The following is a 3,067-nucleotide window of genomic DNA, read 5'->3' as shown; positions in this document are numbered from 1 at the left end:
TTTCTAGTTATCGTAATAAGGTATCTACACCTGAATACATAGGGTGTTAGAAGCGAACCTGGGGAACTGAAACATCTAAGTACCCAGAGGAAAGGACATCAAACGAGACTCCGCTAGTAGTGGCGAGCGAACGCGGACCAGGCCAGTGGCAATAGGGAATAAAGTGGAAGAACCTGGAAAGGTTTGCCGAAGTGGGTGATAGCCCCGTACACGTAGAACACCTGTTGTCCTTGAGTAGGGCGGGACACGTGAAATCCTGTCTGAACATGGGTCGACCACGATCCAAGCCTAAGTACTCGTGCATGACCGATAGCGAACCAGTACCGTGAGGGAAAGGTGAAAAGCACCCCGACGAGGGGAGTGAAACAGTACCTGAAACCGGATGCCTACAAACAGTTGGAGCCCAAGGTTCGTCCTGGGTGACAGCGTACCTTTTGTATAATGGGTCAGCGACTTAGTGTATCGAGCAAGCTTAAGCCGGTAGGTGTAGGCGCAGCGAAAGCGAGTCTGAACAGGGCGTTCAGTTCGATGCATTAGACCCGAAACCAAGTGATCTAGCCATGAGCAGGTTGAAGGTACGGTAACACGTACTGGAGGACCGAACCCATATCTGTTGCAATAGATCGGGATGACTTGTGGCTAGGGGTGAAAGGCCAATCAAACTTGGAGATAGCTGGTTCTCCGCGAAATCTATTTAGGTAGAGCGTCCAGCGAATACCCCCGGGGGTAGAGCACTGAATGGGCTATGGGGACTCACCGTCTTACTGATCCTAATCAAACTCCGAATACCGGGGAGTACTACTGGGCAGACACACGGCGGGTGCTAACGTCCGTCGTGGAGAGGGCAACAACCCTGACCACCATCTAAGGTCCCTAAGTTATGGCTAAGTGGGAAAGGATGTGAGGATCCCAAAACAACCAGGATGTTGGCTTAGAAGCAGCCATCATTTAAAGAAAGCGTAACAGCTCACTGGTCTAAATAAGGGTCTTTGCGCCGAAAATGTACCGGGGCTAAAGCCATACACCGAAGCTGTGGATGCACATTTGTGCGTGGTAGCGGAGCGTTCCGTAAGCCTGTGAAGGGACAGTCGTGAGACATCCTGGAGGTATCGGAAGTGAGAATGCTGACATGAGTAACGATAAAGGGAGTGAGAGACTCCCTCGCCGAAAGTCCAAGGGTTCCTGCTTAAAGTTAATCTGAGCAGGGTTAGCCGGCCCCTAAGGCGAGGCCGAAAGGCGTAGTCGATGGGAACCACGTTAATATTCGTGGGCCTGCAGGTAGTGACGGATCGCGTGTGTTGTAAGGTCTTATTGGATTGATCTTGCAGCGAAGCGGTTCCAGGAAATAGCTCCTGCATATAGACCGTACCCTAAACCGACACTGGTGGACTGGTAGAGAATACCAAGGCGCTTGAGAGAACTGCGTTGAAGGAACTCGGCAAAATGCACGCGTAACTTCGGAAGAAGCGTGACCTCCATTTAGGCAACTAGGTGGGGGTGGCACAGACCAGGGGGTAGCGACTGTTTACCAAAAACACAGGGCTCTGCGAAGTCGCAAGACGACGTATAGGGTCTGACGCCTGCCCGGTGCTGGAAGGTTAAGAGGAGATGTGCAAGCATTGAATTGAAGCCCCAGTAAACGGCGGCCGTAACTATAACGGTCCTAAGGTAGCGAAATTCCTTGTCGGGTAAGTTCCGACCTGCACGAATGGCGTAACGACTTCCCCGCTGTCTCCAACGCAGACTCAGTGAAATTGAATTCCCCGTGAAGATGCGGGGTTCCTGCGGTTAGACGGAAAGACCCCGTGCACCTTTACTATAGCTTTACACTGGCATTCGTGTCGGCATGTGTAGGATAGGTGGTAGACTTTGAAGCAGTGGCGCCAGCCATTGTGGAGTCATCCTTGAAATACCACCCTTGCCTATATGGATGTCTAACTGCGGCCCGTTATCCGGGTCCAGGACCGTGTATGGTGGGTAGTTTGACTGGGGCGGTCGCCTCCTAAAGAGTAACGGAGGCGCGCGATGGTAGGCTCAGAACGGTCGGAAATCGTTCGTCGAGTGCAATGGCATAAGCCTGCCTGACTGCAAGACTGACAAGTCGAGCAGAGACGAAAGTCGGTCATAGTGATCCGGTGGTCCCGCGTGGAAGGGCCATCGCTCAACGGATAAAAGGTACGCCGGGGATAACAGGCTGATGACCCCCAAGAGTCCATATCGACGGGGTTGTTTGGCACCTCGATGTCGACTCATCGCATCCTGGGGCTGGAGCAGGTCCCAAGGGTATGGCTGTTCGCCATTTAAAGCGGTACGTGAGTTGGGTTCAGAACGTCGTGAGACAGTTCGGTCCCTATCTGCCGTGGGTGTAGGAATATTGATAGGATCTGTCCCTAGTACGAGAGGACCGGGATGGACGTATCTCTGGTGGACCTGTTGTCGTGCCAACGGCATAGCAGGGTAGCTATATACGGACGGGATAACCGCTGAAGGCATCTAAGCGGGAAACCCACCTAAAAACGAGTATTCCCTATCAGAGCCGTGGAAGACTACCACGTTGATAGGCCGGGTGTGGAAGTGCGGCAACGCATGTAGCTTACCGGTACTAATAGCTCGATCGACTTGATCACTCCCATTTACAATATCCATCAAGCGTAGCTTGATGAAAACTTTGCCCCTCACGCCTTATTCACTTCGTGAATGGCTCCGGGTGGGCGGCGCAAAGGCGCCGGCACACAGTCGTGTGCTTATTGTTTATCAGCGTTTATCGCTGATTTATCTGCACGAAAGACAACCAGCTTCTCAAATTTGTGTTCTTCGCCGACCTGGTGGTTATGGCGGAGCGGCTGCACCCGATCCCATTCCGAACTCGGCCGTGAAACGCTCCAGCGCCAATGGTACTTTGTCTTAAGACACGGGAGAGTAGGTCGCTGCCAGGTCTGCCAAGAACACAAATCAAACCATCTTCTCAAATACATACAAAACACCCATAGCGCGGGGTGGAGCAGCCCGGTAGCTCGTCAGGCTCATAACCTGAAGGCCGCAGGTTCAAATCCTGCCCCCGCAACCA

Annotated in this window: 1 tRNA gene and 2 rRNA genes; all 3 read left to right on the top strand. The window is 52.8% G+C overall.

The window, feature by feature from the left end:
- A 23S ribosomal RNA gene (locus KWJ32_RS27780) occupies window positions 1-2,627 on the top strand; the annotation flags it as partial.
- A gap of 194 nt (window positions 2,628-2,821) precedes the next feature.
- Window positions 2,822-2,936, top strand: a 5S ribosomal RNA gene (gene rrf / locus KWJ32_RS27775).
- 54 nt (window positions 2,937-2,990) lie between these two features.
- Window positions 2,991-3,067: transfer RNA gene (locus KWJ32_RS27770), tRNA-Met, on the top strand.

The organism is Ochrobactrum sp. BTU2 (genome assembly GCF_024539785.1).
GTDB lineage: Bacteria > Pseudomonadota > Alphaproteobacteria > Rhizobiales > Rhizobiaceae > Brucella > Brucella anthropi.
The sequence above is the reverse complement of the archived record's forward strand: the minus strand, read 5'-3'. Positions and strand labels throughout refer to the sequence as shown.